This is a genomic window from Janthinobacterium sp. NKUCC06_STL, from assembly GCF_019345455.1.
In the GTDB taxonomy this organism is placed as follows: Bacteria; Pseudomonadota; Gammaproteobacteria; order Burkholderiales; family Burkholderiaceae_D; genus Janthinobacterium; species Janthinobacterium rivuli.
In genome coordinates, this window is the sequence record NZ_JAHKQY010000044.1 from 1 (window position 1) to 279 (window position 279).

1 tRNA gene is annotated in these 279 nt (G+C 42.3%); it reads right to left on the minus strand.

Annotation, left to right across the window (positions count from 1 at the left end):
• Nucleotides 1–183: 183 nt before the first annotated feature.
• Nucleotides 184–259: transfer RNA gene (locus KO539_RS29920), tRNA-Ala, on the minus strand.
• Nucleotides 260–279 lie beyond the last annotated feature (20 nt).

Below are 279 nucleotides of genomic sequence, written 5' to 3' on the forward strand. Positions count from 1 at the left end.
GTACAACGTTGTTGCTTGTTTGTTGATACATACAATCATTACCCATCGATTTACCTTTTACGGCAAACCGATCAATAAATAATCTTTACTTCTTCCAGATTGTTAAAGAACATACAGCACTTGGTCTCGAAAAGACCAAACCTAAATTCAATCATCGATGTGATCAACTTACGTTTGAACTTTTGGTGGAGGATGACGGGATCGAACCGACGACCCCCTGCTTGCAAAGCAGGTGCTCTCCCAGCTGAGCTAATCCCCCTAGGGTATTTCCAGACTACA